At 65.7% G+C, this 22,318-nt stretch carries 21 protein-coding genes and 1 pseudogene; 3 read left to right on the top strand and 19 right to left on the bottom strand.

Annotated features, from left to right (window positions below; translation table 11 throughout):
* Nucleotides 1-100: 100 nt before the first annotated feature.
* The gene (groES, locus tag BLQ58_RS04600) at nucleotides 101-391 is read left to right on the top strand and encodes a co-chaperone GroES (protein WP_008644494.1); all 291 of its coding nucleotides are present in this window, start codon (nucleotides 101-103) and stop codon (nucleotides 389-391) included.
* 88 nt (nucleotides 392-479) lie between these two features.
* On the top strand, nucleotides 480-2,123 hold the full coding sequence (gene groL / locus BLQ58_RS04595; protein ID WP_092595012.1) for a chaperonin GroEL: 1,644 nt from the start codon (nucleotides 480-482) through the stop codon (nucleotides 2,121-2,123).
* 331 nt (nucleotides 2,124-2,454) lie between these two features.
* Here the strand turns inward: groL and BLQ58_RS04590 are convergent, their stop codons facing one another.
* The 19 genes and pseudogenes from BLQ58_RS04590 to BLQ58_RS04495 all read right to left on the bottom strand — a co-directional run bounded on the left by BLQ58_RS04590 (nucleotide 2,455) and on the right by BLQ58_RS04495 (nucleotide 19,977).
* The gene (locus BLQ58_RS04590) at nucleotides 2,455-3,357 is read right to left on the bottom strand and encodes a T6SS immunity protein Tli4 family protein (RefSeq protein WP_092595010.1); all 903 of its coding nucleotides are present in this window, start codon (nucleotides 3,355-3,357) and stop codon (nucleotides 2,455-2,457) included.
* Between the two features lie 300 nt (nucleotides 3,358-3,657).
* Nucleotides 3,658-4,557, bottom strand: a complete 900-nt coding sequence (locus BLQ58_RS04580) for a T6SS immunity protein Tli4 family protein (RefSeq protein WP_092595006.1) — start codon at nucleotides 4,555-4,557, stop codon at nucleotides 3,658-3,660.
* Nucleotides 4,558-4,599: 42 nt separating this feature from the next.
* Nucleotides 4,600-5,814, bottom strand: a pseudogene (locus tag BLQ58_RS04575) (type VI secretion system Vgr family protein); the annotation flags it as partial.
* A gap of 214 nt (nucleotides 5,815-6,028) precedes the next feature.
* On the bottom strand, nucleotides 6,029-6,817 hold the full coding sequence (locus tag BLQ58_RS04570) for a metallophosphoesterase (protein ID WP_092595002.1): 789 nt from the start codon (nucleotides 6,815-6,817) through the stop codon (nucleotides 6,029-6,031).
* A 219-nt stretch (nucleotides 6,818-7,036) separates the two neighbouring features.
* Nucleotides 7,037-8,008: a type II secretion system F family protein gene (locus BLQ58_RS04565; protein WP_092595000.1), complete on the bottom strand. Its 972-nt coding sequence runs from the start codon at nucleotides 8,006-8,008 to the stop codon at nucleotides 7,037-7,039.
* Between the two features lie 52 nt (nucleotides 8,009-8,060).
* Nucleotides 8,061-9,038 carry a type II secretion system F family protein gene (locus BLQ58_RS04560; RefSeq protein WP_092594998.1) on the bottom strand — a complete coding sequence of 326 codons (978 nt, stop codon included), beginning with the start codon at nucleotides 9,036-9,038 and terminating at the stop codon, nucleotides 8,061-8,063.
* A 42-nt stretch (nucleotides 9,039-9,080) separates the two neighbouring features.
* On the bottom strand, nucleotides 9,081-10,451 hold the full coding sequence (locus BLQ58_RS04555) for a TadA family conjugal transfer-associated ATPase (protein ID WP_092594996.1): 1,371 nt from the start codon (nucleotides 10,449-10,451) through the stop codon (nucleotides 9,081-9,083).
* Nucleotides 10,452-10,520: 69 nt separating this feature from the next.
* Nucleotides 10,521-11,714: a CpaE/TadZ family protein gene (locus tag BLQ58_RS04550; RefSeq protein WP_092594994.1), complete on the bottom strand. Its 1,194-nt coding sequence runs from the start codon at nucleotides 11,712-11,714 to the stop codon at nucleotides 10,521-10,523.
* A gap of 49 nt (nucleotides 11,715-11,763) precedes the next feature.
* Nucleotides 11,764-12,222: a TadE/TadG family type IV pilus assembly protein gene (locus BLQ58_RS04545; protein WP_092594992.1), complete on the bottom strand. Its 459-nt coding sequence runs from the start codon at nucleotides 12,220-12,222 to the stop codon at nucleotides 11,764-11,766.
* The gene (locus BLQ58_RS04540) at nucleotides 12,219-12,740 is read right to left on the bottom strand and encodes a TadE/TadG family type IV pilus assembly protein (RefSeq protein ID WP_092594990.1); all 522 of its coding nucleotides are present in this window, start codon (nucleotides 12,738-12,740) and stop codon (nucleotides 12,219-12,221) included. Before BLQ58_RS04540 ends, BLQ58_RS04545 begins: the two co-directional genes overlap by 4 nt.
* Nucleotides 12,741-12,749: 9 nt before the next feature.
* Nucleotides 12,750-14,057, bottom strand: a complete 1,308-nt coding sequence (locus tag BLQ58_RS04535) for a pilus assembly protein TadG-related protein (protein WP_092594988.1) — start codon at nucleotides 14,055-14,057, stop codon at nucleotides 12,750-12,752.
* 33 nt (nucleotides 14,058-14,090) lie between these two features.
* Nucleotides 14,091-14,438, bottom strand: coding sequence for a hypothetical protein (locus tag BLQ58_RS04530; protein WP_092594986.1), 348 nt, complete (start codon nucleotides 14,436-14,438; stop codon nucleotides 14,091-14,093).
* A 26-nt stretch (nucleotides 14,439-14,464) separates the two neighbouring features.
* Nucleotides 14,465-16,330 carry a type II and III secretion system protein family protein gene (locus BLQ58_RS04525; RefSeq protein ID WP_092594984.1) on the bottom strand — a complete coding sequence of 622 codons (1,866 nt, stop codon included), beginning with the start codon at nucleotides 16,328-16,330 and terminating at the stop codon, nucleotides 14,465-14,467.
* Between the two features lie 67 nt (nucleotides 16,331-16,397).
* Nucleotides 16,398-17,246, bottom strand: coding sequence for a Flp pilus assembly protein CpaB (cpaB, locus tag BLQ58_RS04520; protein WP_092594982.1), 849 nt, complete (start codon nucleotides 17,244-17,246; stop codon nucleotides 16,398-16,400).
* Between the two features lie 45 nt (nucleotides 17,247-17,291).
* Nucleotides 17,292-18,704, bottom strand: coding sequence for an ATP-binding protein (locus BLQ58_RS04515; RefSeq protein ID WP_175459835.1), 1,413 nt, complete (start codon nucleotides 18,702-18,704; stop codon nucleotides 17,292-17,294).
* A gap of 74 nt (nucleotides 18,705-18,778) precedes the next feature.
* Nucleotides 18,779-19,282, bottom strand: a complete 504-nt coding sequence (locus tag BLQ58_RS04510; RefSeq protein WP_092594980.1) for an A24 family peptidase — start codon at nucleotides 19,280-19,282, stop codon at nucleotides 18,779-18,781.
* 35 nt (nucleotides 19,283-19,317) lie between these two features.
* Nucleotides 19,318-19,497, bottom strand: coding sequence for a Flp family type IVb pilin (locus tag BLQ58_RS04505; protein ID WP_092594978.1), 180 nt, complete (start codon nucleotides 19,495-19,497; stop codon nucleotides 19,318-19,320).
* Between the two features lie 41 nt (nucleotides 19,498-19,538).
* A complete protein-coding gene (locus tag BLQ58_RS04500) occupies nucleotides 19,539-19,712 on the bottom strand; it encodes a Flp family type IVb pilin (RefSeq protein ID WP_092594976.1) in 174 nt (57 codons plus the stop codon).
* A gap of 91 nt (nucleotides 19,713-19,803) precedes the next feature.
* On the bottom strand, nucleotides 19,804-19,977 hold the full coding sequence (locus tag BLQ58_RS04495; RefSeq protein ID WP_092594974.1) for a Flp family type IVb pilin: 174 nt from the start codon (nucleotides 19,975-19,977) through the stop codon (nucleotides 19,804-19,806).
* A gap of 1,072 nt (nucleotides 19,978-21,049) precedes the next feature.
* Here BLQ58_RS04495 and BLQ58_RS04490 point away from each other — a divergent pair.
* Nucleotides 21,050-22,318: a glycosyltransferase family 87 protein gene (locus tag BLQ58_RS04490; protein ID WP_092594972.1), complete on the top strand. Its 1,269-nt coding sequence runs from the start codon at nucleotides 21,050-21,052 to the stop codon at nucleotides 22,316-22,318.

Here is a 22,318-nt window from a genome sequence, read left to right as displayed (position 1 = left end):
ACCCAAAAACCTGATGGCCGTTGCCAACCCGGTGCCGTGCACCCCTGATAACGGCTGTTTTGTGAATTAAAACTCACTTTTTTTGTATTTAGGAGTCCGTATGAACCTGCGTCCTCTGCACGACCGTGTGATCGTGAAGCGTCTGGACAATGAAACGAAGACCGCTTCCGGCATCGTGATTCCCGACAATGCAGCCGAAAAGCCGGATCAAGGCGAAGTGCTCGCCATTGGCCCGGGCAAGAAGGATGACAAGGGCAACAACATTGCCCTCGACGTGAAGGTGGGCGACCGCGTGCTGTTCGGCAAGTATGCCGGCCAGGGCGTGAAGGTGGATGGCCAGGAGCTGCTGGTCATGCGCGAAGAAGACATCATGGCTGTCGTCAACAAGTAATCGACGCCCGTCCTTCCAGACACACCCAGATTCCTGACCGCTCAGCCCGATGCGCGGGGCGGTCTTCCCAGATTCGGAGATTCAGAACATGGCAGCAAAAGACGTAGTGTTCGGCGACGCCGCACGTGCCAAGATGGTTGAAGGCGTGAACATTCTCGCCAACGCAGTGAAGGTGACGCTCGGCCCGAAGGGCCGTAACGTGGTGCTGGAGCGCAGCTTCGGCGGCCCGACGGTGACCAAGGACGGCGTGTCCGTGGCCAAGGAAATCGAGCTGAAGGACAAGCTGCAGAACATGGGCGCCCAGATGGTCAAGGAAGTGGCTTCCAAGACCAGCGACAACGCCGGTGACGGTACCACCACCGCTACGGTTCTGGCCCAGTCGATCGTCCGCGAAGGCATGAAGTTCGTCGCCGCCGGCATGAACCCGATGGACCTGAAGCGCGGCATCGACAAGGCCGTCGGTTCGGCCGTGGAAGAGCTGAAGAAGCTGAGCAAGCCGACCACGACCAGCAAGGAAATCGCCCAGGTTGGCGCGATCTCGGCCAACAGCGACGCCTCGATCGGCGAGCGCATCGCCGAAGCCATGGACAAGGTCGGCAAGGAAGGCGTGATCACGGTTGAAGACGGCAAGTCGCTGGCCGACGAGCTGGAAGTCGTGGAAGGCATGCAGTTCGACCGCGGCTACCTGTCGCCGTACTTCATCAACAACCCGGAAAAGCAGGTTGTTCAGCTGGACAACCCGTTCGTTCTGCTGTTCGACAAGAAGGTTTCGAACATCCGTGACCTGCTGCCGGTGCTGGAGCAAGTGGCCAAGGCTGGCCGCCCGCTGCTGATCATCGCCGAAGACGTGGAAGGCGAAGCCCTGGCCACGCTGGTGGTGAACAACATCCGTGGCATCCTGAAGACCGCCGCCGTGAAGGCTCCGGGCTTCGGCGACCGCCGCAAGGCCATGCTGGAAGACATCGCCATCCTGACGGGCGGCACGGTGATCGCCGAGGAAATCGGTCTGACGCTGGAAAAGGCCACGCTGCAGGACCTGGGCCAGGCCAAGCGCATCGAGATCGGCAAGGAAAACACCATCATCATCGACGGCGCCGGTGACGCAGCTGCGATCGAAGGCCGCGTGAAGCAGATCCGCGCCCAGATCGAAGAAGCGACTTCGGACTACGACCGCGAGAAGCTGCAAGAGCGCGTGGCCAAGCTGGCCGGCGGTGTTGCCGTGATCAAGGTTGGCGCTGCCACCGAAGTCGAAATGAAGGAAAAGAAGGCCCGCGTGGAAGATGCACTGCACGCTACCCGCGCTGCCGTGGAAGAAGGTATCGTCCCCGGCGGTGGTGTGGCCCTGCTGCGCGCCCGGGCTGCCATCTCGGCTCTGCAAGGCGACAACCCCGACCAGAACGCCGGTATCAAGATCGTGCTGCGCGCCATGGAAGAGCCGCTGCGCCAGATCGTGCTGAACGCTGGTGAAGAAGCTTCGGTCGTGGTGGCCAAGGTTATCGAAGGCAAGGGTAACTACGGTTACAACGCCGCTTCGGGCGAGTACGGCGACCTGGTGGAAATGGGCGTGCTGGACCCGACCAAGGTGACCCGCACCGCGCTGCAGAACGCTGCTTCGGTGGCTTCGCTGATGCTGACGACCGACTGCGCTGTTGCCGAAACGCCGAAGGAAGAGTCGGCTCCGGCAATGCCGGGCGGCATGGGCGGCATGGGCGGCATGGACGGCATGATGTAAATCACGCCGGACTGCCGGGCCAGACGGCCTGACTGTCAAAAAAAACCCCCGAGGGCTCGCGCCCTCGGGGGTTTTTGTTTGTGGAGCCGTCAGTGAGCGCGGGCTGCAATCGCGTGCGCAGCGTCTTGCCGCTGACGTAAGGACGAAAGCAATTCCGCCTTCAGCCATTGCATTGCTGTGCCGGTCGATACGGCAGCGTGCCGTTGCCACACGCCGGCGCGCGCAATGCCGGCGTTGGGAAGTAGGGGAGCCGCGGCAAGTGCGAGCAGCACCCGCCGGCGTGAGCGGTTCGCTTTTGTCGTGGGTGTCACGGGCTGGGCTGTATCCATGATCAGACGGCTCCGGGTCGCAGGCGGATGGAATCGATCAGCCTGTCCCATAACTCCAGGGCTTCCTCGTCGCTGGAGAATGATTCGTTATTGGTTTTGTAGACGCTTTCGATGACGTCGAGCTCGGCATTCAGCTGCGGCTCCGCGAGCGAATGCGCTTTGCCGGAGGCTTCCCATTTGAAGGCGTAGAGCCGCTTTCCCTTCTCCGTCCCCGCGATGAGGATCTCGTCGGCCTCGATGGGGCCAACGGGCCGCCCACGGTTGCGCAGTTGATGCATCCCGGCAATGGACCCTAGCAAGCTGGTCAGCAAGCCGCCGGCCCGCTTGCGCAGGCTGGGCTCTACGCGATATTGAGCGAAGGCCGACACCTGGATCCATGCGTCGGGCTTGTTGGGGAGCTTGATGGTCAGGGACCAGCTTTCGCGGTTGAATCGGGTGTCTTCCAATATGATGCTGCTCGCCACGAAGCCTTTTCGCCGGGGCACCGATGCGCCATCCACCGGCCGCAATTTGTCGGCAATCTCCGCGCAAAGCTTCAGTTGCGAGTCGCGACGGTCGTTCGACACTTTCCTGAGATAGGCTACTGTCCGGCCGCCAATGCGGAAGTATGAGTCGAATTGGTACATGATCGTGCCGCCCGGCCGATTCCATGACACCAGTGTGACGCCCCGATTGGTTATATGGTCCACTCGCTGAACGAACAGACTGCCGTATTGCTCGTGTGGAGCAGCACGCAGGGCCTGCTCACGCTGGTTGATCATGGCGTCATACGCCATGTCTGTGCGGATGTCGTTGCGGAAAACTAGAGGGTCGGTGTTGTACCTCCATTGAGGCACGAGGGTTGCATCTTCCGGCACGTCCACGAGGTGTCGGCCGATGGGCACGGTTCTCCAGCTTGGGGTCATGCGGACTCCTGTTCGAGCAACGGATACCATTGGGCGTCCTGAGAGATCTTGATGATTGCGTAGAGGGTGGCGTATAACGCTCGTTCATCCTTATAGCTATCCTGGTGGTCATAGCCGAACGCGCGATTCTTTTTGCCGGGATTGCCGTGCCGGTCGATACGGCAGCGTGCCGTTGCCACACGCCGGCCTGCGCAATGCCGGCGTTGGGAAGCAGGGGAGCCGAGGCAAGTGCGAGCAGCACCCGCCGGCGTGAGCGGTTCGCTTTTGTCGTGGGTGTCACGGGCTGGGCTGTATCCATGATCAGACGGCTCCGGGTCGCAGGCGGATGGAATCGATCAGCCTGTCCCATAACTCCAGGGCTTCCTCGTCGCTGGAGAATGATTCGTTATTGGTTTTGTAGACGCTCTCGATGACGTCGAGCTCGGCATTCAGCTGTGGCTCCGCGAGCGAATGCGCTTTGCCGGAGGCTTCCCATTTGAAGGCGTATAGCCGCTTTCCCTTCTCCGTCCCCGCGATGAGGATCTCGTCGGCCTCGATGGGGCCAACGGGCCGCGCACGGTTGCGCAGTTGATGCATCCCGGCAATGGAGCCTAGCAAGCTGGTCAGCAAGCCGCCGGCCCGCTTGCGCAGGCTGGGCTCTACGCGATATTGAGCGAAGGCCGACACCTGGATCCATGCGTCGGGCTTGTTGGGGAGCTTGATGGTCAGGGACCAGCTTTCGCGGTTGAATCGGGTGTCTTCCAATATGACGCTGCCCGCCACGAAGCCTTTTCGCCGGGGCACCGACGCGCCATCCACCGGCCGCAACCTATCGGCAATCTCCGCGCAAAGCTTCAGCTGAGAGTCGCGACGGTCGTTCGACACTCTCATCAGATACGACAATGTCCGGCCCCCAATGCGGAAGTATGAGTCGAACTGGTACATGATCGTGCCGCCCGGACGATTCCAGGAAACCAATGTCACGCCGCGATGGGCCGAGTGGTCCACTCGTTGAACGAACAGACTGCCGTATTGCTCGTGTGGGGCAGCACGCAGGGCCTGCTCACGTTGGTGGATCATGGCGTCATACGCCACATCTGTACGAATGTCGTCGCGAAATGCGAGTGGGTTGTTATTGAATCTCCACTGAGGAACAATCACGGCATTGTCGGGCACATCTACCAAATGACGGCCGATGGCCATAGTCGTCGAGCTGCTCATGCGGACTCCTGTTCAAACGTCGGATACGAGTCGGCACAATGAGTCGAGATCGAAGTGGACGGTGTAGTGCCCGTCCTGCGTCAGGTAGGCATACTTGTATTGGCCCGGCGTGGTAACGCGACCGCTCAGCGTGCCGGCGATGCGCGGCCATTTGGCTTCGTCGACCGGCAGGCGGAAGCGCCGGTCCGACGGAATCGCCTGATAGGTATTCCGATAAGCCTGATCGCGGGTGCCCGTGTGGATGACTTCGGTGATGACCTGGCCGTTCGGCGCATCCGGCAGGGTCGTATCCATGCGCAGGATGCGCGCCGGGCGCAACGCCAGCACGTTGCTTTCGCCCTGATAGACGACCTGCCCGGCGATGGCCGCCTCGTGGCGCAGCAACGCCTCCCACTTCGCGCCGGCCATATCCAGATGATGCGTGCCATGGATGTATGGCTCGCCATAAGTCGTCCGATCCTTGTATGCGATGTTGGCGTCGGCCATGAGCCGCTCGTAGGCGTGGGCCGGGTTGTAGTCCGATGCCAGGACCGATCTGGCGACGGTTTTCGTATTGGTACGCATCGAAAAGACGGCTTCGGTGCCTGACTCCAGCCCTGCCGTCTCGCGATAGGGCACCCGCAGTTCGGGCTGATAGATGTAATGGTCGATGTCGTCACCGAACACCACAATTTCGCCAAATTTCCCCGGCGCGAAGTAGCAATACATGCCTTCCTGCTCCATCAGCAGGCGCACGTAATCCCAGTCGGACATCTGGTACTGCAGGCGGAACTTGTGCTCGGGATACTCGCGCCGTAGCCGAAAAGCGAACTGATGGCCTTCGAGTTCGTGGCTGCGCAGGATCGCCTCGATGATCTGCGGCGCGGTCTTGTGCTGATAGACGCGGCTGCGTGGTGTCAGCCGCAGGCGTGTCACCGGCGGTTCCACGACCATCTCGTAGCCATGGAAGTCGCGCGTCTGGCGAGTCTTCGAGAACGCCGGAATCCAGCCGGCAAAACGGCGCGGCTCGCTGCCATCGCAGGGGTCGATGACGAAGGTCGCCGGACGATTCAGGTAGTCGGCACGGTCGAGTTCCAGCGGATGGGTCAGCTGGACGGTGACCCGGTAAGGCTTGCCGAGTGTCTCGACGGCCTTGAACGAGACCACCGACAGTGCGATGGCGGTGGGGGCGGCGGGGACTTCGAGGCGGTAGGTGGGCCGCCCTGCATTCTGGAGAAACCACTGCCCGCCGGATACCAGAGCGTCTTTGTCGATCATCGGTTTACGCCACGCGCTGTTTGCTGTGCGTGGCACGCTACACCGACTTATTGCCGAGCGCGTCAACGAATCGGCAGCGAACTAATCCGACGCAACCTGTCGTCACAATCGCCGCGTTGCGATTGACAATTGTGCGTGCTGAACGAGACCTGTGATCGGGCCGCCGTATAGGCAGGGCCGGCGAATTTGTCGCTCAGAAAAGCCCGGAGCCGCCTCAGACTTCGACGACCTTGGCCCAGTCGAACATGGCGTTCTCGGGTACGCCGGTTCTGCGCGAGATATAGCCGCGCGGGTTGCAGACCACGCGCGTGTCGTCGATCCAGTAATCGAAGCTGGTGTGCGTGTGGCCGTGGATCCAGAGATCGGCCTGGGCCACGAGGTCGGGACGCCGTGAGATAAAGCCGGCGGAGACGATGTCGTGGGCGTAGCGCGCATCGAGGCTGCCGAGGTCGGGGCCGTGGTGGGTGACCACGACGGTCTTCCCGTCGAAGGGCTGCGCCAGCGTGTCGGCCAGCCAGGCCGTGGCCGCCTGGTGGCGCGCCAGGGCGTCGGCCGGCGTGTACGGGCGGAGCAGGCCGTCGTCGCCAGCGGTGGCGATCAGCCGGTGGTCGACCATCACCTTGGCGCAGGCGGCCATGGCCTCGTCGATGCGGTTCTCGCCGTACAGCGCATAGTCGGTCCACCACGTGGTGCCGATTATCCTCACCGGGCCGCCCGGGGCGTCCGAAAATTCCGCCACCGCGCCATTGAGCAGCGTTACATTGCCGGACGCGGCGGCGCCTTCGGCCATCTGTCGGTCCACGGGATCGAACGCGCTTTCGTAGTATTCGTGGTTGCCGGGGACATACAGCACGGGGCCCGCGAACGTACGGGCGGCCCAGTCGATACCGTCGCGGCCGTTGGCGATGTCGCCGGCCAGGATCGTCAGATCCGCACTGCAGCCGGGGACATCCTCCGGCATGTGGTGTTCGATGTGGAGATCACTCAGGATGCGGATTTTCATGGGGCTGCCCCCCGTATCTGCATACGGGCGCGAATTGGTCTGCAAGCATTCTTAAGAAGACTTGCGCATCGGTCAAGCTGCGCGGTTGCCTTGGCGGCGCGTTGGCGGCGCGCCAAGCAGAAAAGCCCGGACTCGTCCGGGCAAGACTGTCTTCCTGGTATTGCACCAGGGGAGGACAGCCGGGGGAACCGCTATGACAATGCGCCGCTTGATGTGGCGTTAGTTGCCGCCCGCCATGGTGGGCAGCAGAACCCGGTAGATCTGGATGAACGCCGGCCCCAGCAGGACCAGCAGCAGCGTGGGGAAAATCGTGAAGATCAGCGGGAACAGCAGCTTCAGCGCGATCTTCGCGGCCTGTTCCTCGGCACGCATGCGGCGCTTGGTCCGCAGCATGTCGGACAGCACCCGCAGGGACTCGCCCAGGCTGGTGCCGAAGCGGTCGGCCTGGATCAGCATCGATGCGAACTTGTCGACATCTTCCACGCCGGTGCGCAGCGACAGATTGCCGAGCGCCTTCTCCTTCGAGAATCCGGAGCGCAGTTCCAGCAGCATCAGCTGCAGCTCATCGGCAAGCACGGGGCAACGCAGCGCCAGTTCGTCGGCCACGCGCATCAGCGCGGCGTCGAGCCCCAGGCCGGCTTCCACGCAGACGGTCAGCAGGTCGATGACGTCCGGGAATTCCTCGAACACCGTCCGCTGGCGCGTGGCGACCTTGCGCGACAGCAGGATGTTCGGAATGTAGTAGCCGATGGCCGCCAGCACCGCGAGCATCGCGAACATTGCGCTTTCCTGCTGGAATGCCGGGGTGCTGGCCGTTGCCACCAGTCCAAGCATCGGCAGCGCCACCGCCAGCAGCGTCTTGGCCGCGAAGTACAGCGGGGCGGCATTCGCGTTGCGCCAGCCGGCGTTCATGAACCGGACGCGCAGCTGCGAACTTTCCCAGCCCTCCTTGGGCAGCGACAGCCGCGAGACAGGCTGGGCCCATCGGACGATGGTCTCGATCAGGGCCTGATGTTGCCCGGCGTCGCCGGTGAAGCCGCCGGTCTCGCTGGCAATCTGCTCCATCCGGCCGCGCACCCGGTCGGGCGAAAACGCGTAGAGCACGCCGAATACGGTGCCGAACGCTGCGACGAAGATCAGCGCCAGCACGATCCACTGATCTATCCGAAACCCCTGCATGATGTCTTGCATGACCAAACTCCCCCTCAGGTTGACCGTCGAAGCCTGCCTGTTGTTATCCGACTCATACCCGGATGCGGATGATCTTGCGCATCCACACCACACCGAAGATCATCGACGTGATGGCGCCGCCAATCATTCGCCATCCAAGCGGGTCTTCCCAGAGCACCTTCATGAAGTCGGGGTTGACGACGAGGATCATGCCGGCCGTGCCGAACGGCAGCAGGCCAAGAATCCAGGCGGAGAGCCGGCCCTCCGCCGACAACACCCGAATCTTGTCGAAGAGCTTGAGCCGCTCGCGCACCATCGTCGCGATGGTGTCGAGGATCTCCGCCAGGTTGCCGCCGCTCTCGCGCTGGATCAGCACGGCGATGACAAAGTAGCGGAGGTCGGCCACCGGCACCCGGATGGCGAGGTTCGTCATGGCCTCGTCAAGCGCAACACCGTAGTTGATCTCTTCGAACGTGGTGCGGAACTCGGGGCCCAGCGGCGCCTTGATTTCCTGTCCGACCATGCCCAGCGCACCGGAAAACGAGTGGCCGGCGCGCAGCGCCCGACTGATCATGTCCACCGCGTCGGGCAGCTGCAGTTCCAGCTGCTTGAGTCGCCTGGCGCGTTGCCGCATGACATGCAGGAAGGGCAGGATCCACGCGAACGCCGCGCCGCCGAGCATGACGGACATTGGCACCGGCACGACGGGAATCAGGGCCACCGTGCAGAGCACCACCAGTCCGCAGTAGCCGAGCAACTGCGCCACCGACCATGAACTGCCGGACTGTTCCAGCCAGCGGTCCAGCGCGCCGATGCGCGGCACGTTCATCAGCCAGCGTTGCATGCGCGGCGAATCGCTGAGCAGCCGCTTCTTGAGAATCGACAGGCGCTCGGCGCTGACATGGCCGCCGGCCGACAGCGCCCGCAGGCGCGCCTCGATGCGCCTGGCCGCGGGGCCGTGGGCGTTGTTCCACCATAGATAGATGGCTTCGACACCGAGCACCACGGCGACGAACAGCAGGATGCCGAAGGCATAGAAGATCGTGCTCATGTGTTACCCCCCGGGGATGTTGACGTTGGCGCGTGCGCGGGCTCAGACCTCGAAGCGGCGCGCGGGATCGTAGATTTCGTCCGGCAGGCCGACGCCGAATACACGCAGCCGCTCGGCGAACTTCGGATACACGCCGGTGGCCTTGAAGTGGCCCCGGACCGTGCCATCCTCGGCCACGCCGGTGCGCTGGAAGTTGAAGATCTCCTGCGTGTTGATGATGTCGCCTTCCATGCCGGTGATTTCCTGGATGCTGATGATCTTGCGCCTGCCGTCTGTCATGCGCGCGGCCTGGACGACGACGGTAATCGCGGAGGCGATCTGTTGCCGCATGGCCTTGGCGGGCATCGTCAGGCCGGCCATGCTGACCATGTTCTCGAGCCGGGTCAGTGCGTCGCGCGGCGTATTGGCGTGGATGGTGGTCAGCGAACCCTCGTGGCCGGTGTTCATCGCGTTGAGCATGTCCAGCGCCTCGCCGCCACGGATTTCGCCGAGGATGATGCGGTCGGGCCGCATCCGCAGCGCGTTGCGCACCAGGGCGCGCTGCGTGATCTCGCCCTTGCCCTCGATGTTGGGCGGCCGGGTTTCCAGCCGCAGCACATGGGGCTGGCGCAGCTGCAGCTCGGCGGCATCCTCGATGGTCACCACGCGCTCGTCTTCGGGGATGAAGCCGGACAGGATGTTCAGCAGCGTGGTCTTGCCGCTGCCCGTGCCGCCCGAGACCAGCACGTTCACCTTCGCGTGCGCCAGCGCCTGCAGCAACTGGGCCATCGGTTGCGTCAGGCTTTTCAGCGCCACCAGGTCAGCCACCTGCAGCGGATTCACCGAGAACCGGCGAATCGACAGCAGCGGCCCGTCGATGGCGGAGGGCGGGATGATGGCGTTGACGCGGGAGCCGTCCGGCAGCCGGGCATCCACCATGGGGCTGGTCTCGTCGATCCGGCGGCCCACGCGCGACACGATCTTCTCGATCACTTTCATCAGATGGGCGTCGTCATAGAACACCACGTTCGTCAGTTCGAGCTTGCCGCGCCGCTCCACATACGTCTGCCGCGCGGTATTGACCAGGATGTCGGACACGGTGGGGTCGTTCAGCAGCGGCTCCAGCGGGCCGAAGCCGAACATTTCGTCGTAGATCTCCACGGTCAGCTGGCGACGCTCGTTGTCGTTGAGCAGCACCTTCTGTTCCTCGATGATGAGGTTCACCAGTGTGGAAATCTCCTGACGCACCTGCTCCTGCGGAAAGTGCGCCAGGCGCTCCAGTTCCACGCGGTCGAGCACGGTCTCGTGGACATCGCGCTTGAGCGCGTGGTATCCGGGTGAGTTCGTGTTGGCGGCGACGCCGAAATGGATCGCGGCATGGCCGTTGGCCGTGAAGGGCGTCCCGGCATTGGCGAGCTGTTCGCGGATTGACATGATGGGCTCCTGGCTTGGCGGGTTCGGTTCCGGGGGATCGGCGGATCAGTCTGACTGGGGCCGGCGGCTTCAGGTGCTGCGGGCGCGCAGCATCAGCTTGCGCAGGGGCGACACGCTTTCCTGCCGGCTGCGGCGCTCGGCCTCCTGGCTGGGAGCCAGCTGCATGGCCATCGACTGCAGTGCGCGCGCAATGCTGCTGCGCTTGCTCAGCTTGGCCACCGGCTCGCCGTGGCTGACGGCCTCGTCCACGGTCGCGGGGTCGTCCGGCAGGGTGAACGCTACCTTCATGCCGAAGATCTCTTCCATCGTGGCGCGCGGCACTTCGTTCTTGCGGCCCGTGCGGTTCAGTACCACCCGGATCTTGTCGTCGGGGTAGTGCAGCGCGCGCAGGATGTCGAGCAGCCGCCGGCTGGGGCGGCCGAAAGCGATGCTGGGTTCGGTCACCACGCAGATCCGGTCGCTGTGGTCCAGCATGCTGATCGACAGCGGATCGATGCTCTGGCCCACGTCGAAGATCACATAGTCGTAGTTTGGCTGCATGACCGACAGGATCCACTCCAGCTTTTCCTTCTGGATCTGGCTGGCCCGCACCGGGTCCGCGGCGCCCGCGAGCATGTCGAAGCCGTCGCCGACGCGCACGAGGCAGGCCTCCAGGAACGCCGCGTCCATGCGGTCGATCTGGCTGCAGATTTCCGACAGCGTGCTAGGCGGCGCCTTGTCGGTCACGATGTAGGTGAGATCGCCGAAGTGCCGGTTCAGGTCCACCACCAGCACGCGCTTGCCAAAGTGGCGGGACAGCGCATCGCCCAGGTTCGCGGCGATGAAGCTGGTGCCTGCGCCGCCCTTGCAGGAGATCATCGACACCACCTGGGCCACTTCCTGCGACCGCGGCACGTGCGTGGCTTCGACGCGTTTCAGGGCTTCGGCCAGCTGGCTCTTGTCCAGCGGCCAGGAAAGCACATCGCGCACGCCGGCGCGCATGGCCTGGATCAGCACGCTGGAATCGTGCGATTGCGTGATCAGGATGCACGGCAGGTCGGGATGCTGCTGGCGCAGGGTCTCCACCGCGAACATCTGGGCGGGCCCGATATCGGGCAGCTCCAGGATCAGCAGGTCCGCCATGCGCAGCCGGCTCGCCTGCAGCGGCAGGCGGGCCAACCCTTCCTGCATCGACATGGTCTGGAAGTTGCCGGCGTTGGCCGTGAGCCGGTTGACCTCAGCCAGCCGTTCGGCGTCGTCGGATGCGATCAGGATCTTGAGCATGGTGTCCTCGCGATGTTCGGGTCGGATGGAGCGAATGGGTGTCTGGGCGTCAGCTGCAAACCGACCCGCCGGTCGATGTCTGCATGCTTTCGCGTGTCATGGTCGTGGTGAACGCCGGCATGCCGATACGCAGGCGCATCACCGGGATCACCGTGGCAATCGTCACGTTGGTCACGCTGACGGTCACGGACTGGCAGCTGGCGCGCGCGGTGGCCGGATCGCTGTCGCAGCCCGTGGGCGAGTAGGCCACGCTGATGTTCGAGTTCTGCAGCAATGGCAGCATGTTCTCCATCTTTGTCTTGATGATGCCGGCGTTCGAGTCGCAGACCACGGCCGACCGGGCGGCCAGGCGCGTGACCTCGGCGGCGGTGTTCCAGTAGAAGAGCACACGCGAGAATTCGATGATGCCGATCAGCAGCGTGAAGAACACGCCCGCGATCAGCGCGAACTCCACCGCGGCAACGCCGCGCTGCCGGGCAAACCTGAGGGGGTGGGCACGATGTTTCATAGCACTTGCCTCATGACGGTGGTGATGTCGCCGAACTTCATCCCGGAAAGGTTGATGAACGACTGCAGCGGCGAGTAGGCGAAGCCGCTGATCCGGACGGCCACCAGGTTCACGGTGCCGGCCTGCGTGCCGGTGCCCGCAGGGTTGTCGTACGTAGCGACGTTGCTGAAGGCTTGTCCCGGGCACCCGGTGCCATCGACGCGGTCGCAGATGACGACCATCGCCGTGGTCAGCCCCGGCGCCAGCGGCTGGCCGGAGCAGCCGGTGTTCCCATAGGCGGCCAGGCACTTGGTCGCCGCCGTGGGGTACGTGACGTCGTCCGGCGAGAATTGCGACAGATACCGGGCCGCCGAGCGCGTGGCCTTGGTCAGCGTGTCGTACTGATAGACCGCGCGTCCGAATTCGGCGACGCCGCAGGCCATCAGCACCATCGGCACGAGCAGGATGCCGAACTCGACGGCGGCCACGCCGCGCTGGCGCCTGCGGGTGTGGGGTCGGGAGTGTGTCAGCCGTTTCATGATCGGCTCCTATTGCACCAGCACGGGAACGAGCGGACCGACGCCGGTACTGGCGCCTGGCATGCCCTGCGTGGCACAGGGACTGCCCGGCAAGCTAGAGTCGCCGCGATACTCCAGGTGTACCGTGTCGTTGGCGCCGCCCTTTTGCATCGGGTCGAGCATCAGCAGGCAGGCCCAGCCCGTCACCGGAACCTGATGCGTGCCCGGCGTGCTGAGCGAAGAGCAGTCGACGACCGGGGCCAGCACCAGGCGCCGGTCGGCACCGCTCTGATAGGTGGCGGCGCTTGCCGTGTTGCCTTGCGTGGTCAGCCCTGCGGCCGAGTCGCCCTGGTACGGCTTGTACGCCCTGCGGGCGGTCAGGAAGTTCGACTGCGGGACACCTGTGGTGTTGGACGACGCGCCGTTGTAGGCATTGCTTTTTGCCGTCCACGACGTCGGCGTATAGGCGAAGCCCGTGAAGTCCGTCACGCCCACGGTGCTGCCCTTGACGATGCCGAAGCGGCTGTTCCATTCGTCGGCGATCGACGCCTTGTTGCCGGTCGTGCCGATCATGGCACCCGTCGCCGGCAGGTTGCATTGCCCGGCCCCTTTGAGCTGGTTGGCCAGGTCCTTGGCGTTGCTGCCGCCGCTCAGATCCGCCCAGCCGAAGTTACCGCCTCCGTAGGACAGGTCCTGCACATCCGATGTGCCGGCCTTGGTTGTCAGCCATTGCCCGATCGTGTATCCGCCGGGCACCGGCGGCGTAGCCGTGTCGGCCCGGCAGACGAACACCGGAATCGCGCAGGTGGTCTGCGCCGAGGTGGTGGTGGCCACGGCAAACGCGGCGACCGTGCTCGGACCGATGTTCGTGCCGGGCAGGGCGTTGAGCACCTGCGCGAACCAGTTGGCGATGCCGGCGCGCGAGACTTCGCACTTCACGTACTTGATGGTGTTGAGCGGGTACGTGACCGAGTTCTTGTCGAGGAAGGGGTTCGCCAGCGAATCGGTAAAGGTCACCGCCTCGGTCGACGTGATGCCCGGCTGCTGTTCCAGCTTGCCCTGGAACAGCACCAGGTTGCGGGCCCCGGCCGTGAAGCCCGCGGCCTCCGACACCGTGAGCGGGGTGGCGCCGGTCAGGTCGCGCGCCGCGGCCAGCGCGCACGAGTCTGCCCGGTTCTGCAGTTCGCTCTTGCTCACGTACAGCTTGCCCAGATCGAGTGCCAGGCCGATGAAGCCGACCAGCACCGCGATCATGAGGCCGACGATGATGGCAACGGCGCCGCGCTGCCGCGCATGGATGCGAGGCAGAGACTTGCCGCGAGGCCTGGTTCTGGACATGATGGCACCCTCCCGGAAAGCGTTGCGTTTGCCTCAGCGTTGGCCGCCGCCCATGCCGACGCCGCCGTAGCCGCCGCCCGAGCCGAAGTCGATGCCGAACACGCTGGGCGAGCTGCCGGCGCCCTGCTGCGTCCGCATCAGCGAGCGGTCGAAATTGCGCATGGCGGCCACGGCCGTCTTGCCGTCCGTGCCTTCGACGGTGGGCAGTCCGGCCGGTGCATCGGGGTTGATGATCTGCTGCTGCTTGATGGCGGCCAGCGCCTCGCCCCGGTGATGGTCCCAAACGGGGGTCGAAGTCATGCAGGCCGACAGCCCGATGCAGGTGAGGGTGCCGAGCACCAGCGTGGCGGCGCTGCGTGAAAGCTTGCGTGTCTTGTTCATGATCGTTCTCCTGGTGGCGCGGCGGATCAGTTGCTGCCCGTGGTGCCGGGGCCGGTGGCCGTCGCAGCCCGGGCCTGGGCCAGGCGCTGCGCGGTGGCTTCGATGCGCGCGACGCGCGCGCTGTGGTCCTCGACCGTGACGGTCGGTGCGGTGCCGGTCGCGGGCGCCCGGGGTGGCCGTGATCCGGCTGCAGCCACGGGTGCGACCGGGGACGCGCGGCCCGACGGCGCCGGTTCGTCCAGCACCTTGCCGACCGGGACCGTCGGGACCGACGTGCCCGGGGTGGTCTCGGTGCGCGGTGCCGAAGGGGCGGGTGCCGGGGCCGTGGCCGGTGCGGCGGGTTGCGAAGGGGCCGGGGCGGGCTGCTGCGGCGGCTTGCCACGGCCTTCCATGTTGCCCATGAAGTAGAGCGACAGCGGGTCGGGCGTGGTGAAGCCGTCGGTCGGCAGCGGGTAGTTCTGGTTCGCCATCGGCTTGACCAGGCGCGGCGTGATGATGAACACCAGCTCGGTCAGGTCCTGCTGGAACTGCGTGCTGCGGAACAGCGTGCCAAGCACCGGCACTTCGCCCGCGCCGGGCAGGGCCTTCAACGCGCCACGCGCGCTGTCCTGCAGCAGGCCGCCGATCGCGAAGCTCTCGCCATCGCGCATCTGCACGGTGGTGGATGCGCGCCGCGTCGTGATGAGCGGCAGGATGGTCTGGCCGGTCAGGGTGCTGCCGCTGACCGTGGCGCCCGTGGGCGACAGTTCCGACACTTCCGGCGACACCTTCAGGTGGATCCGGCCGTTGGCCAGTACCGTGGGCGTGAACTTGAGCCCGACGCCGTATTCCTCTTCCTGCAGCGTGATGGTCGATGCGCCGCCCAGCGCGTTGCTCTGCGCCACGGGGATGTAGATCTTGCCGCCCGCCAGGAAGCTGGCTTCCTGGCCGCTGATGGTGACCAGGTTCGGCTCGGCCAGCACCTTCACGAGGCTGTCGTTCTTCTGCGCGTCGATGGCCAGGTCGAACGGCCTGTTGTTGGCCTTGCTGCCGAAGAAGCCGGCCGCAGCGCCCGTGAGCAGGTTGGTGAGCACGCCGCCGGTCCACGATCCGAAGCCGCCCTGGATGTTGACGGCCGATCCCAGCTGGTTCAGCAGCGTCTTGGAGACCTCGGCAACCTTCACTTCAAGCATCACCTGCTGCGGGGTATCCACCGACATCATGTTGAGCACGCCGCCCTTTTTGGTATTGGCGCCGTCGCCCTGGGCCGCGTTGGCATAGGCCTGGGCGATGTCCATGGCCTGCAGGGCCGCCTGCGAGCTGGACACGCTGCCGGTCAGCACCAGGTTGTCGGCGGCGGTCATGACGCGGATGCCCGATTCACCGGGCAGCAGCTGCGCCAGCGATGTCTGCAGACCGTTCGAGTCCGCGTTGACCACCACGTTGATGATGCTGCAGGCGCCGCTGCGGCCCTGCACGATCATGTTGGTGGTGCCCACGGTGCGACCCAGCACATAGAGCGTTTGCGGAGACACCATCGTGGCCTGCACGACGTTCGGGTTGCCCAGCGTGCGGTTGCGAACCGGCTCGGGCAGCGGAATCAGCTGCGACTTGCCCACCGGCACGATCACGCTCGATTCATTGCGGATCGCGCCGGAGCAGTTCGGCCCCCGGGCGTCGGCCGCGACCGACGGCGCGGCCGGAACCGGCGTCATGCTGATGGTCATCTGCACGGGGCCGCCCGTTGCCGGTACCTTGACCCCGGGTGCCGCGGCTGCCGCCGGCGTGGTGGCCTTGGCGACGTTGCCGGCATCGACGGCGACCTGGGCCGCGGAGGCCAGCGGTGTGCAGAGGATGGCTGCCAGCACGACCAGGCGTGTGCCGCGTGCTGCTTCGGATGTCTTCTCGTTCATTTTGGGTCTCCCCCCGGAGATGGATTCGGATGGATGCGTTGAGCGTCTCGTTAGTCACCGTTCATGTTCAGAAGCACTCAAGGCTGCCCTGGACACCTGCCAGCACCCCGACGCAGTTGCCCGGGCGTGCCGGCGCGGCCACGATGGTGCGGGTCTTGACCACGGTGCGCGGTGCGGCGGCCGGCGCGGCGGCCGGAGCCGGCGCGGGCGGATCGGTCCGGCCCAGCAGCGTGTGCTTGGTGGCGCCGCCGGTGTTGATGTCGGCCACGTCCATCTGGTTGCGCAGCACCAGCGACAGCGTGCCCACGCTGCGTGCCACGTCGAGCTTTTCGGCCTGGTCGGGGGTGACCTCCAGCGTCACGGCGTTGACCACCTTCGGCTGCGTGTCGTCGCGGCTCACCTGCTGGGCCACGGCCAGCACCAGGATCTTCTCGAGCACGATCTTCGAGATATTGCCGTTCTGGGCGCTCTTGGCTTCCTCGTTCGTGTTGACGATCACGTCGACGTAGTTGCCGGGCAGCGCGAAGCCGGCCACGCCCACCACGTCGTTGACCCGAACCGTGATGGCGCGCTTGCCGTCGTTGATGACCGCCGACAGGCCGCCCTTGGTGCCGATCGGCGCGAGCTTGGCGTCGAGGATGGGCTCGCCGCGCTGCAGGCTGGTACGTACCACGCGCCCATCGAGGGCCTTGAGGTCCTCGAATGCGCCCGGCGGCACGCTGGCAGCCGGCCAGCTCACGAGCTTGAGCTGGCTGCCATTGAGCGGCTGCCCAAGGTCCAGGTCGTTGGCAGCCACCACCACCTGCCTGATCGAACTCGACGACTGCTGGAGCAGCCATCGGGATGCGGATACCACCGCTGCCGCGCCGGCGACCAGCGCAACCAGCAGCATCAGGATTGCTCGCGTGTTCTTCATGATGACTCTCCCCTACGTATGGACGTGCTTCCTGGTTGGGCTGGTTCAGCCCGCCGCACGATGGCCGACTGGCCAGCGGTGTTCGCTGGTGACGGGTGACGACACTTCCGGCCTGGCACGCAGGCCGTAGTAGCTCTGCCAGGCCCGGCAAAGCCCCTCCGCGGTTACGTGCGGGGCATCGTCGTGGTAGCGCAAATGCGACGCCACGAGCCGCAGCAGGTCGCGCGGAATGCAGGCCAGCAACGGGATGTCGCTGGAGAAGTGCAGGCTCTCCAGCAGGAAATCGAAGGCCGGTTCGGGCCAGGCGAGGCCCAGGTCGGCGGCCGTGCGCAGGCAGACCTCGCGATAGTCGTCGACCGACAGCGGCCCGACGTAGAGCTTGCTGCCCAGCCGGCGCAGGAACGCGTCGTCGCTGAGCTGGCTCGGTTCCAGGTTCGTGGAAAACACCGGCCATACGTCGAAGGGCACCGAGAACCGCACGCCGCTGTGCAGCGTGAACATGTCGATGCCGCGATCGAGCGGCACGATCCAGCGGTTCAGCAGCTGTTCCACACCCACCATCTGGCGGCCCAGGTCGTCCACGATGTAGATGCCGTTGTTGGCCTTCATGTGCGGCGGCGCCTGGTAGAAGCCCGAGGCGCTGTCGTAGCGCAGGTCCAGCATCGACAGCGTCAGCTCGCCGCCGGTCAGCACCACGGGCCGATGGCAGACCACCCAGCGGCGGTCCATGGCGCGGTGGGAACCCGGTGTGTCGCCGGCGGCAACCGGCGTATGCACCAGCGGGTCCAGCACCTGGATGATCTCGCCCGCCACCGTGATCGCGTGGGGCACGGGCACGGCGCCGGGCAGCAGCGCGCCAAGGCGCTGCGCCAGGTAGGTCTTGCCGCTGCCCGGCGGGCCGTAGATCATCAGCGCCCGTGCGGTGTTCAGGGCCATGCCGATCGATTCGAGCAGCGCGCCCGGCACCACCAGGTCCTGGAAGGCGCGGGCCACGTCGGTCCTGGTCACCGACGTATGGTGGATCGAGTGCAGGGCGATGGCATCGATGTAGGCCTGCAGCGTGACCGGCGCGGCGCCCGTGTAGCTGCAGCGCGCGGTGGTCTCGGCGGCGCGGGCGTAGCCGGCGTCTGTGAGGCGGAATCGCACGTCGATGTCGCTGGCGCCACGATGCGCCACCTCGAGCAGCCGTTCGCGCACGCCCAGCGCCGCGACCTCGTTCACCACCGAAGCGGGCAGCCTGAGCGTATCCATCAGGATGGCCAGCGAGACGCTGCGGTGCAGGTAGGCAGCCTTCAGCAGCAGGCCCAGCAGCAGCGACACCTCCAGCCCGGTATCTGCGATGGTACGCGGCGGCACGGCCCAGGCGGGTGGCGGCGCCTGATCGATCTGGGCGTGCCGGACCACCGAGGCGAGTGCCTCGGGGAGTTGTGTCGCCTGGTCTTCGTGGTGTTCTGACATTGCCATTCCCCTTGAGTGTTGGTCTGCAATTCCGTTGCGTTGCGTGGCGCCGCCCGGTGGCATCGATTGGCCCGTCATGTCCGGGCGAACAGCATGGTCAGCGTGCCGGCGGCGATTGCCACGCCGTAGGGCAGCGAGCCCACCGACGGGCCCGCCTGGCCGGTGAGCGCGATGCCGCCGAGGTTGCGCAGCAACTGCCGGCCCTTGCCGGTCGCGAGCACCAGCATCAGCGCCCAGGCGCCGCCGATCACGAAACAGGCCAGCGCGATCCATGCGGCAAGACTGGCGCCCAGCCAGGCGCCCACGGCGGCCATCAGCTTGACGTCGCCCGCAGCCATGCCGCGGAGCAGATATACGGGCAGGAAGATGCCGAATCCGGTCAGCCAGCCGAGCGCCCATGCGGAGATTCCCGCAGCCGGCCCGTGCACCATCATCTGGACGGGCAGCGCCAACAGCCATGCGCCGAACGTCAGCCAGTTCGGGATGCGGCGGCGCTGCAGGTCCGTGGCGGCGGCAGTCAGTACCACCGCGATGGCGATGGGGCCGACAAAGGGCGAGAGCGATGGGATCGTGGACATGGCGGACTCGGTTCGTCTGGGTTGGCGTGGCCGTTTCAGGGCATCTCCGCTGCAATGAATTCGTAGAGCGTCTTGACGTTGCCGCCCAGGACGCTCACGGCACCTATGATCACCATCGCGATCAATGCGCCCAGCAATGCGTATTCGATTGCCGTCACACCGCGTGTATCGCGCCGGAAGGTCCGGGTCCGGCAGAAGATTCGAATGCCGCGCATGGTGGTCTCCTCACAGGGGCCGTTGTCCGTTGACGGTTCGGTCAGGTCAGCTCCGAGCCGATGAAGCTGAAGACGGCGCTCAGGTTCGTGCCGACGATCTGCACGGTGGCGATGATCACCACAGCGATGAGCGCGGCGATCAGGCCGTACTCGATGGCGGTGACACCGTCGTCGTTGCGAACAAAGGCATTCAGGCTGGCGATGGGGTTGCGCATGGTCTCTCCTGGATGGGGGGCGGTGATCTCTGGCGTCGCAGGTTCCGCAGCGTGGGGCACGCACGCGCCACGCCGCGGAACCTGCGGTCCGTCAGGCCAGCTCGGCGCCGATGTAGCTGAACACGCCGGACAGGTTGGTGCCGACGGTCTTCACCGTGGCGATGATCACCACCGCGATGAGTGCGGCAATCAGCCCATATTCGATGGCGGTCACGCCGTCGTCGTCACGGACAAAACGCTTCAGGTTTTGGGTCAGTCGTTGCATGGCAAGCTCCTTCTGTTGTGGAACAAACGCTTCGGTGGGAATTACGTAAGGACAATCGGAAACTCAGATACCGACACGGCAACAGCGCGGCGGCGCGCAGATGGCGCAGCAGTGGAATGGCCACCGGCCGGCGCCTGTGCCGGGGCCCTGCGGGCTGCGTGCCTGCAGACGGCGTTCGGCGGAGGCATGGATACACCGTGCCGCATGTTGTGCGTGGCTGGCGCGTGCCATGCAGCGGAAGGGCACGCTGCCGCCGCCGCGGGCGGAGACGGTGCGACCCTGTGCCCGGTGCAATCTCACGAGCGGACCGATAGCTGGCATGGTGTGGCTCCCCGAATCGTTGTTGTCGTCTGCCTGCAATCACAGTCCTCGCGGGCAGTGCGGCAGTCCGGTGAATCGGTGCCGCATGCCAGGCATAGGCAAACCGCAGGCCAGCCTCGGCCAGATCCTTATGCCGCAAGGCTTTGCGGGCAGGTGTGTCCGTCGGCGGGCGAGGCGATGCGCGCTGCAGCGCCGTTTCGGGCCTTCGTCGTTGCCGGCCGGAAACGCTGGCAGGCGATTTTTTTTGGATGAGGCCGCGCAGGGTTGAGTGCGGTCCGACCGGCTTTCCGGTGTCACGTGGTTGCGGGGCGGCCGCGTTCATCCGAAAGCATGAGGCGGACGAGGCCGATGGCCGGCCCTGGTCACGCAGTTGGATGACAACCGCCGGGGTGGATCCATGCGGCGCATGGCATGGCCCGTCTGATGGATGAACCGCCCGGCGCCGGGGGCGACGTTTCCGAATGGAATCATCCACGGCGCCGTCGTGTGCCGGCCAACGCGCGCGCCGGCTGTTCGCGTGGGCCGCAAACGCTTGCGCGGCGCCATTTCCGGTCAGGAACCCAGCCGTGATTCAGAACGGAAACGTTGTCGGCGGCCAGCGGGTTTCACGCGGCCTCCAGGCCGTTTTTGCCGCCTGGCGCGGCTTGCGCAAACGTCCTCGCATGACAAGACTTAGGCAACGCCAGGCATTGCCGAGGTTCATGGAACGGCGACAAACGGCCTGCAGGACAACAACGGAACGGGGCAAGTCATGAATCAGGAAGCGGTCCGGACAGACACCGGGAAGCATGGCCAGCACGCCGGGCGCGCATGGCTGGATCTGGACCGGGCGCGCGCCTACAGCGCGGCGGTGCTGGTCCTGTTCGTCCTGCTGATGGTGACCTGGGCCTGGTACAGCCGTGGCTTCACCGACAGCCATGTCAGCCGGCCCGGCATCGACTTTGCCGTGTTCTGGAGCGCGTCGTACCTGGCACTGAGCGAAGGCGCGGTGCATGCCTACGACGTGGCCAGGCACCTCGATGTGATGGCGGCCTACGGGCCGCTCGGCGCCGACAGCACGGCCGTGCTGCCCTGGCTGTATCCGCCCACGTTCCTGCTCGTCGTGCTGCCGCTGGCGGCACTGCCACTGGCGTTCAGCTATGTGCTGTTCGTGCTGGCAGGCGCCTGCGCCTACCTGCGGGCGATCGCGGGGCTGGTGGGCGCCGGATCACTGCTGCGGCGCGGCCTGTGGCTGCCGGTGCTGGCGTCGCCGGCCGTCCTGATTTCCGTCATCCTGGGCCAGAACTCGCTGCTGACGGCGTCGCTGATCGGCGGGGCGGTGTGCCTGGTGGGCAGGCGTCCGGTGCTTGCCGGCGTGCTGATCGGGCTGCTGGCCATCAAGCCCCAGCTGGCGCTGCTGGTGCCGGTGGCGCTGATCGCGGGGCGCCATTTCCGGACGCTGGCGAGCGCAGCGGCCACGGCCGCGATCTTCGCGGCTGTCAGCGTGGCCATATGCGGCTGGGAAACCATCCCGGCCTTCCTGCGCAGCATCGCGTGGGCCCGCGCCAATCTCGTGGAAGGCACGCCCGAGGGCTGGTACGGCATGCCGTCCGTTCTGGCGGCCGCGCAGCTGGCCGGATTGGGCACTTCAGCGGCCTATGCGGTGCAGGGTCTGGCTGCCGCGGCGGCGGCGGCATCCGTGGCCTATGTCTGGTCCCGCACGCGGGAGGTGCCGCTCTGCGTGGCGGTACTGGCCGCCGGCGCGTTGCTGGCCACGCCGTACGTTCGCCACTACGAACTGACATGGATGGGGCTTGCCGCGGCGGGTCTGGTCGGTGACGGCATCCGCCACGGGCTGGGCGGCCGCGAGCGCGCGCTGCTGCTGGTGGTGTGGTGGCTGCCTGTCTTCGAAAATCTGAATCCCAAGCTCGGCATGCCGCAGATCGGCCCGGTCGTATCGGCATTGCTGGTGCTGGTGGCGGTGCGCCGGGTCATGGCTCGCACCGCTTCCGCGCCGGTTCCGGCGCCTGTGGGGACCTGA

It is taken from the genome of Ralstonia sp. 25mfcol4.1, from assembly GCF_900104095.1.
GTDB lineage: Bacteria > Pseudomonadota > Gammaproteobacteria > Burkholderiales > Burkholderiaceae > Cupriavidus.
Note: the sequence above shows the minus strand (reverse complement) of the source record. Positions and strands in the feature narration are given on the sequence as shown.

What these genes read in the sequence shown, in the direction of transcription:
- BLQ58_RS04490 (WP_092594972.1), top strand. Translation starts at nt 21,050, where the DNA reads ATGAATCAGGAAGCGGTCCGGACAGACACCGGGAAGCATGGCCAGCAC.
- cpaB (WP_092594982.1), bottom strand. Translation starts at nt 17,246, where the DNA reads ATGAAGAACACGCGAGCAATCCTGATGCTGCTGGTTGCGCTGGTCGCC.
- groL (WP_092595012.1), top strand. Translation starts at nt 480, where the DNA reads ATGGCAGCAAAAGACGTAGTGTTCGGCGACGCCGCACGTGCCAAGATG.
- BLQ58_RS04580 (WP_092595006.1), bottom strand. Translation starts at nt 4,557, where the DNA reads ATGAGCAGCTCGACGACTATGGCCATCGGCCGTCATTTGGTAGATGTG.
- BLQ58_RS04555 (WP_092594996.1), bottom strand. Translation starts at nt 10,451, where the DNA reads ATGTCAATCCGCGAACAGCTCGCCAATGCCGGGACGCCCTTCACGGCC.
- BLQ58_RS04535 (WP_092594988.1), bottom strand. Translation starts at nt 14,057, where the DNA reads ATGTCCAGAACCAGGCCTCGCGGCAAGTCTCTGCCTCGCATCCATGCG.
- BLQ58_RS04515 (WP_175459835.1), bottom strand. Translation starts at nt 18,704, where the DNA reads ATGTCAGAACACCACGAAGACCAGGCGACACAACTCCCCGAGGCACTC.
- BLQ58_RS04530 (WP_092594986.1), bottom strand. Translation starts at nt 14,438, where the DNA reads ATGAACAAGACACGCAAGCTTTCACGCAGCGCCGCCACGCTGGTGCTC.
- BLQ58_RS04540 (WP_092594990.1), bottom strand. Translation starts at nt 12,740, where the DNA reads ATGAAACGGCTGACACACTCCCGACCCCACACCCGCAGGCGCCAGCGC.
- BLQ58_RS04550 (WP_092594994.1), bottom strand. Translation starts at nt 11,714, where the DNA reads ATGCTCAAGATCCTGATCGCATCCGACGACGCCGAACGGCTGGCTGAG.
- BLQ58_RS04590 (WP_092595010.1), bottom strand. Translation starts at nt 3,357, where the DNA reads ATGACCCCAAGCTGGAGAACCGTGCCCATCGGCCGACACCTCGTGGAC.
- BLQ58_RS04500 (WP_092594976.1), bottom strand. Translation starts at nt 19,712, where the DNA reads ATGCGCAACCCCATCGCCAGCCTGAATGCCTTTGTTCGCAACGACGAC.
- BLQ58_RS04570 (WP_092595002.1), bottom strand. Translation starts at nt 6,817, where the DNA reads ATGAAAATCCGCATCCTGAGTGATCTCCACATCGAACACCACATGCCG.
- BLQ58_RS04545 (WP_092594992.1), bottom strand. Translation starts at nt 12,222, where the DNA reads ATGAAACATCGTGCCCACCCCCTCAGGTTTGCCCGGCAGCGCGGCGTT.
- BLQ58_RS04495 (WP_092594974.1), bottom strand. Translation starts at nt 19,977, where the DNA reads ATGCAACGACTGACCCAAAACCTGAAGCGTTTTGTCCGTGACGACGAC.
- BLQ58_RS04510 (WP_092594980.1), bottom strand. Translation starts at nt 19,282, where the DNA reads ATGTCCACGATCCCATCGCTCTCGCCCTTTGTCGGCCCCATCGCCATC.
- BLQ58_RS04505 (WP_092594978.1), bottom strand. Translation starts at nt 19,497, where the DNA reads ATGCGCGGCATTCGAATCTTCTGCCGGACCCGGACCTTCCGGCGCGAT.
- BLQ58_RS04525 (WP_092594984.1), bottom strand. Translation starts at nt 16,330, where the DNA reads ATGAACGAGAAGACATCCGAAGCAGCACGCGGCACACGCCTGGTCGTG.
- BLQ58_RS04565 (WP_092595000.1), bottom strand. Translation starts at nt 8,008, where the DNA reads ATGCAAGACATCATGCAGGGGTTTCGGATAGATCAGTGGATCGTGCTG.
- groES (WP_008644494.1), top strand. Translation starts at nt 101, where the DNA reads ATGAACCTGCGTCCTCTGCACGACCGTGTGATCGTGAAGCGTCTGGAC.
- BLQ58_RS04560 (WP_092594998.1), bottom strand. Translation starts at nt 9,038, where the DNA reads ATGAGCACGATCTTCTATGCCTTCGGCATCCTGCTGTTCGTCGCCGTG.